Annotated in this window: 7 protein-coding genes and 1 pseudogene; 1 reads left to right on the plus strand and 7 read right to left on the minus strand. The window is 69.7% G+C overall.

The window, feature by feature from the left end; all coding sequences use genetic code 11:
- Nucleotides 1-10: 10 nt before the first annotated feature.
- A complete protein-coding gene (locus tag Y694_RS19075) occupies nt 11-481 on the minus strand; it encodes an Lrp/AsnC family transcriptional regulator (protein WP_036235395.1) in 471 nt (156 codons plus the stop codon).
- Nucleotides 482-601: 120 nt separating this feature from the next.
- On the opposite strand from Y694_RS19075, the pseudogene mdeB reads away from it, so the two are divergent.
- Nucleotides 602-3276, plus strand: a pseudogene (gene mdeB / locus Y694_RS19080) (alpha-ketoglutarate dehydrogenase).
- Nucleotides 3277-3420: 144 nt separating this feature from the next.
- On the opposite strand, the gene Y694_RS23730 reads toward mdeB, so the two are convergent.
- From Y694_RS23730 to Y694_RS19105, 6 genes are all read right to left on the minus strand, one after another.
- Nucleotides 3421-3603 (minus strand): hypothetical protein, encoded by a 183-nt coding sequence (locus Y694_RS23730; RefSeq protein ID WP_231497788.1) that lies wholly within the window; start codon nt 3601-3603, stop codon nt 3421-3423.
- 274 nt (nt 3604-3877) lie between these two features.
- Nucleotides 3878-4123: a hypothetical protein gene (locus Y694_RS19085; protein ID WP_231497789.1), complete on the minus strand. Its 246-nt coding sequence runs from the start codon at nt 4121-4123 to the stop codon at nt 3878-3880.
- 6 nt (nt 4124-4129) lie between these two features.
- Nucleotides 4130-4573, minus strand: coding sequence for a GNAT family N-acetyltransferase (locus Y694_RS19090; RefSeq protein ID WP_231497790.1), 444 nt, complete (start codon nt 4571-4573; stop codon nt 4130-4132).
- A gap of 72 nt (nt 4574-4645) precedes the next feature.
- Nucleotides 4646-4969, minus strand: coding sequence for a DUF1778 domain-containing protein (locus Y694_RS19095; protein ID WP_310732277.1), 324 nt, complete (start codon nt 4967-4969; stop codon nt 4646-4648).
- A gap of 61 nt (nt 4970-5030) precedes the next feature.
- Nucleotides 5031-5573, minus strand: a complete 543-nt coding sequence (locus Y694_RS19100; protein WP_036235402.1) for a CoxG family protein — start codon at nt 5571-5573, stop codon at nt 5031-5033.
- 12 nt (nt 5574-5585) lie between these two features.
- The coding region (locus Y694_RS19105; RefSeq protein WP_155935866.1) for a VWA domain-containing protein at nt 5586-6250 on the minus strand (665 nt) is incomplete at its 5' end.

Below are 6250 nucleotides of genomic sequence, written 5' to 3' on the forward strand. Positions count from 1 at the left end.
CCGGCGGCGCTCAGCTGCCGGCGGCCAGCGGCAGCGCGGTCTTGTAGCGCACCTGCTTCAGCGCGAAGCTGGAGCGGATCTTCTCCACCTGCGCGATCGGCGACAGCTGCTCGAGGATGAAGCGCTCCAGCGCCGCCATGTCGGCCACCGCCACGCGCAGCAGATAGTCGGCGTCGCCGGTCATCAGGTAGCACTCCATCACCTCGTCGCGCGCGCACACGCTGGCCTCGAAGGCCTCCAGCGCGGCGCGGTTCTGCTGCTTCAGGCTGATCGAGATGAAGACGTTGAGGTGCAGCCCCAGCGGCGTGGGGTCGAGCAGTGCGACGTAGTGGCGGATCACGCCGGCGGCCTCGAGCGCGCGCACCCGCGCCAGGCAGGGCGAGGGCGACAGGTGCACGCGGCGCGCCAGCTCCACGTTCGAGAGGCTGCTGTCGCGCTGCAGCTCGGCCAAGATGCGCAGGTCGAGGGCGTCGGGTTTCATCGTCGTGCCGTAAAATTAAATGTTCACAGCATTTTGTGCTGTAAATGGGCGGAGGACGCCGGCTTTCGGTGGCATCTGCGGCCTCCGCAGGCGCACAGTGCAGGGCAGAGGAGCCTTGCCATGACCCAAGTGTTCGAACCCCTGCAGTTCCAGGCCGCCGCCGCCGACACCGACCCCGCCGAAACCGCCGAGTGGCGCGATGCGCTGGCCGCGGTGCTGGCCGCCGCCGGGCCGGAGCGCGCGCGTTTCCTGCTGGACCAACTGGCCGCGCAGGCCCGCGAGCCCGCCATCGCCTGGCAGCCGCGCGGCGGCGGTTCGCCCTACGTCAACACCATCCCGGTCGAGCGCCAGCCGCTCTTCCCCGGCGATCTGGCGATCGAGGAGCGCCTGGCCTCGCTGATGCGCTGGAACGCGCTGGCGATGGTGGTGCGCGCCAACCAGGCCTACGGCGAACTGGGCGGCCACATCGCCAGCTACGCGAGCGCGGCCGATCTGTTCGAGGTCGGCTTCAATCACTTCTTCCGCGCGCGCAACGCGCAGCAGGGTGGCGACCTGGTGTTCTACCAGCCGCACTCGGCGCCCGGCGTCTACGCGCGTGCCTTCCTCGAAGGCCGCCTGAGCGAGGCCGACCTCGCGCACTACCGGCAGGAGCTTGCGGCACCGGCGGCCGGCGCGCAGGGCCTGTCGAGCTACCCGCATCCGTGGCTGATGCCTGACTTCTGGCAGTTCCCCACCGGCTCGATGGGCATCGGTCCCATCAGCTCCATCTACCAGGCGCGCTTCATGCGCTACCTGCAGCACCGCGGGCTGCTGCAGACCGAGGGCCGCCGCGTCTGGGGCGTGTTCGGCGACGGCGAGATGGACGAGCCCGAGAGCATGAGCGCGCTCACGCTGGCCGCGCGCGAGAAGCTCGACAACCTCACGTGGGTGATCAACTGCAACCTGCAGCGCCTGGACGGCCCGGTGCGCGGCAACGGCCGCATCATCGACGAGCTGGAGGCGCTGTTCGCCGGCGCCGGCTGGCAGGTGATCAAGCTGGTGTGGGGCTCCGACTGGGACGGCCTGTTCGCGCGCGACACCCACGGTGCGCTGCGCAAGGCCTTCGCCGGCACCGTGGACGGCCAGTTCCAGACCTTCGCCGCGAAGGACGGCCGCTACAACCGCGAGCACTTCTTCGGCCAGACCCCCGAGCTCGCTGCGCTGGCGCAGGGCCTGACCGACGAGCAGATCGACCGGCTGCGCCGCGGGGGCCATGACATGGTGAAGATCCACGCCGCCTACCACTCGGCGATGCAGTGCCGCGGCCGGCCGGTGGTGATCCTGGCGCAGACCAAGAAGGGCTACGGCATGGGCGAGGCCGGCCAGGGCCGCATGACCACCCACCAGCAGAAGAAGCTCGACCGCGACGACCTGATCGCCTTCCGCAACCGCTTCGCGCTGCCGCTCAGCGACGAGCAGGCGGCGAACCTGGAATTCTTCAAGCCGGCCGACGACAGCCCCGAGATGCGCTACCTGCACGCGCGCCGCGCGGCGCTGGGCGGCCCATCCCGGCGCGCGTGGCGCAGGCGCCGGTGCTGGCGGTGCCGCCGGTGGCGCGCTGGGGCGACTTCGCGCTGAACGCCGACGGCAAGGAGATGAGCACCACGATGGCCTTCGTGCGCATGCTCACCGGGCTGCTGAAGGACGCGCAGCTCGGCCCGCGCATCGTGCCCATCGTCGCCGACGAGGCGCGCACCTTCGGCATGGCCAACCTGTTCAAGCAGATCGGCATCTACTCCAACCTCGGCCAGAACTACGAGCCCGAGGACATCGGCTCGGTGCTCAGCTACCGCGAGGCCACCGACGGCCAGATCCTGGAGGAGGGCATCAGCGAGGCCGGTGCGCTGAGCTCCTGGGTGGCGGCGGCCACCAGCTACAGCGTGCACGGCGTGCCGATGCTGCCGTTCTACATCTACTACTCGATGTTCGGCTTCCAGCGCGTGGGCGACCTGATCTGGGCCGCGGCCGACCAGCGCGCGCGTGGTTTCCTGCTCGGCGCCACCGCGGGCCGCACCACGCTGGGCGGCGAGGGCCTGCAGCACCAGGACGGCTCCAGCCCGCTGCAGGCGTCGACCGTGCCCAACTGCCGCACCTGGGACCCGGCCTTCGCGGGCGAGGTGGCGGTGATCGTGGAGCACGGCATGCGCCGCATGCTGGAGGAGCAGGCCGACGAGTTCTTCTACCTGCTGCTGATGAACGAGAACTACGCCAACCCCTCGCTGCCCGAGGGCGCGGCGGCCGGCGTGCTGAAGGGCCTGTACCGCTTCCGGCCGGCTCAGGGCAGGAAGGCCGCGCAGGTGCGCCTGCTCGGTTCGGGTGCGATCCTGCGCGAGGTGCTGGCGGCGGCCGAGCTGCTGCGCAACGACTACGGCGTGGAGGCCGAGGTGTGGAGCGCCACCAGCTACAGCGAGCTGCAGCGCGAGGCCATCGAGGTGGAGCGCCACAACCGCCTGCAGCCGCAGGCGCCGCGCCGCCGCAGCCACGTGGCGCAATGCCTGGCCGGCAAGGCGCCGGTGGTGGCCGCGAGCGACTACGTGCGCGCCTGGCCGCAGCTGATCGCGCCCTACGCCGAAGCCTCGCGCTTCGTGGCGCTGGGCACCGACGGCTTCGGCCGCAGCGACACGCGCGAGCAGCTGCGCCGCCACTTCGAGGTGGACCGCGCGCACATCGCGCTGGCGGCGCTGGAGGCACTGGCCGATGTGGGCAGCGTGCCGCGGGAGCTGGTGGTGAAGGCGGCGGGGCGGCTCGGGGGCTGAGGCGCGCCACCGCGCATAGCGGGCACCGCCAGAGCCTCAGCAAGAGCAGCGGATTCGGTCAGGTCCTGATCTGACAGACGGGGCCACTTCGCCGGCTTCCCGAGCGCGGCGCTTCGCTCGCGACAAATGGATCGGCCTGAGCGCCTACTTCACCAACTCCATCAGCTTGTCGAAGCTGTTCACGACGTCGTACTTCACGTTCTCCGGTGCGTGCTTCAGGTTCAACTGGTCAAAGAACTTCCGAGCGCAGGCGATCTTGGTCTCTTCGATCTTTCGCAGTTCCATCGACGACATCGAGCCCTCGGCCGGTGTGGAGGCTGGTTCCACGAGCTGTCCTGCCCAAAGCGGTGGGCCGGCCGCTATCGGCCAGGGCGGCGTTGTGGAGTCCAACCGACGTTTAAGGCTCCACAAGGCGCCTTGCGGAGGCCGGGTACTCCGCAAGGAAGCACCAGCCTGCAGAAACAACAGGGCTGCGCACGAGCGCCTTTCTGCGAAATTCCATTTAAGAATCAACAACTTAGGTCTTTCTGCAGCGCACGCATGGCAGATAGACAGCAGAAAGGCCGCACAGAGCGGGCCCCACACCGAATGAAGCTCAAGTTCAAGACCCAGGCCTGAGCTTGGGGATGTGGAACTCCTTGCGGATCTTGTCCGTCACTTCCTCGGCCATGAAGGTGGGCGACGTGAAGATGAAGTGCAGTTCGTCGACCTGCTCCAACTCCTCCTTCAGGGCCTCGAAGGCATACATCGAGAAGCACGAGGCAGCGACCTTCAGGCGGGCGCCGGGCTTCAATGCGCGCTTGAGGTCATCGCCCAGCAGGCGGTTGATGTTGTCGATGAGTTCCATCGCCGGCTACCCCAGAAGCTGCGCGACCGAGCGCATCGGCACGAACAGCCGGCTGGGCTGCGTCTGCAAGGTGAGAAAGCCGTAGTGCCGATAGAACGCCGCGGCGGCTTCGTCCTTGGCATCGACCACCACCGCCATCGCGGCAATCTGCTCGGCGTGGGTCAGGCTGCGGTGCAGGGCATCCAGCAGCAGATGCTCCCCGAGTCCCTGGCCTTGGGTGGATCGATCGACGGCCAGCCGGCCGAGCAGCGTGACGGGAAGCTGTGGGTAGCGGGGCAGCTTGCGGGCCAATGCGTCTGGCAGGTCGCCGAGGGTCAGCACCGAGGCCGACAGGGTGTAGTAGCCGAGGACTCGGCCGTCAGTCGGCCTGACGGCGACGAACGGTGCGGCAACGCGCTTGTCGGCGTCTTGCCGTGCCTGTTGCTGGAGATAGCGGTCGAGCGCCTCCACGCCGCAGTGGAAGGCCGTTCGGTCATGCTGTCGGCCCAGCGGCTCGACAGTGATGGGGGGCAAGGCCACCGGCTAGGCGCCGGTTCTTTGGCGATAGGCCTTGGCCGCGCGCTCGAGGCGCGCGTTCGGCTTCGGCGGTTTCAGCAGGGCTTGCACGAAGGCCGACTGCTCTTCGCGCGAAAGGCGGATAGCCTCGTGCTCGGCGATCACCCGGCGCGCTGCGTCCTGCGCACTGGCCACGACGAACTCGCTCAGCGTGCGGCCGGAAAGCGCCGCCGCTTGCTGGAGCAGGCTCTTCTGCGCCGCGGACACGCGGGCTTCGAGCCGGGCGTCGCGGGTCGCTTCGGGGGTCTCTGGGTTGGTCATGGTCGTCTCCCTGACCGCAATGTACGGCATATGTCCGTACGCGACAAGCGAGACCTCTGTGCAGGCACTCCCCCCTATCAGCGAGGCGGCCTCACCCGAACAAGCGTTTGAACCAGGCCACGAGGCGGGCCCAGACCCCCTGGGCCGGCGCCTCGGTGGCCGGCGCGGCCGCCTCCGCCGCCGCCGGATAGCGCGCCGCCAGCTGCTGCTCGAAGGCGGTGAAGAACTCGCCCGCCATCTTCTGCGCCGCCATGTCGATCAGTCGCGAGCCGATCTGCGCGATCTTGCCGCCCACCGAGGCGTTGGCGGTGTAGTGCAGCAGCGTGGTGTTCGGCCCGGTCGATTCCAGTCGCACCGTGGCCTGGCCCTTGCCGTGGCCGGCCGGGCCGCCCTGGCCTTCGAAGGCGAGCACGTAGGAGGTCGGCGGCTGCAGGTCCGACAGCAGCAGCTTGCCCTTGAACTTCGCCTTCACCGGGCCGATGGCGGCGGTGAGCGCCACCTCGTAGGCGTTCTCGCCGGTCGCGGTGATCGACTCGCAGCCTGGGATCGCGGCCTGCAGGATGGTGGTGTCGTTCAGCGCCTCCCAGGCGATGGCTTGCGAAACGGGCAGGACTTGCTGGCTGGTGAGTTGCATGGCGGCGGTCTCTCAGGTCGGAACGGGAAGGGGCAAGGAAGGGCCTGCGCGCGACGGGCGGCGCGGCGCCGGTGCGGTGGCGAGCACGCGCGCCAGGTCGGCCAGGCTGTCGAGGTTGTGCGCGGGCAGGAAGTGGTCCACGTGCGGCAGCATCGCGCGGATGCCGGCGGCGCGTGGCTCGAAGCCGGCGTAGCGCAGCAGCGGGTTCAGCCACACCAGGCGCCGGCAGCTCTTGTGCAGGCGCTCCATCTCGAAGCGCAGCGCGTCGGTGTCGCCGTGCTCCAGGCCGTCGGAGATCAGCAGCAGCGTGGCGCCGCCGCCGAGCACGCGGCGCGACCAGTGGCGGTTGAAGTCGTGCAGGCAGGCGGTGATGCGCGTGCCGCCCGACCAGTCGTCCACCCGGCGCACCACCTGCGCCACCGCGAGGTCGGGGTCGCGCTGCGCCATCAGCCGGCTGATCGGCGTGAGCCGCGTGCCGAACACGAAGCTGTGCACCCGCAGTCCGCTGCGGCCCATCGCATGCGCGAAGTGCAGCAGCATGCGCGAGTAGCGGCTCATCGAGCCGGAGATGTCGGCCAGCACCACCAGCGGCGCCGGCCGCGTGCGCGGCGTGCGCCAGTGCATCGGCCCGCCGTCGCCGTGGCGCGCCATCGCCTGCACGGTGGCGCGCCAGTCGG

The sequence above is a fragment of the Methylibium sp. T29-B genome, from assembly GCF_000576225.1.
GTDB lineage: Bacteria > Pseudomonadota > Gammaproteobacteria > Burkholderiales > Burkholderiaceae_C > Methylibium > Methylibium petroleiphilum.

Coding starts and splice junctions, on each gene's coding strand:
- Y694_RS19075 (WP_036235395.1), bottom strand. CDS start 481: ATGAAACCCGACGCCCTCGACCTGCGCATCTTGGCCGAGCTGCAGCGC.
- Y694_RS19085 (WP_231497789.1), bottom strand. CDS start 4,123: ATGGAACTCATCGACAACATCAACCGCCTGCTGGGCGATGACCTCAAG.
- Y694_RS19095 (WP_310732277.1), bottom strand. CDS start 4,969: ATGCCGTACATTGCGGTCAGGGAGACGACCATGACCAACCCAGAGACC.
- Y694_RS19100 (WP_036235402.1), bottom strand. CDS start 5,573: ATGCAACTCACCAGCCAGCAAGTCCTGCCCGTTTCGCAAGCCATCGCC.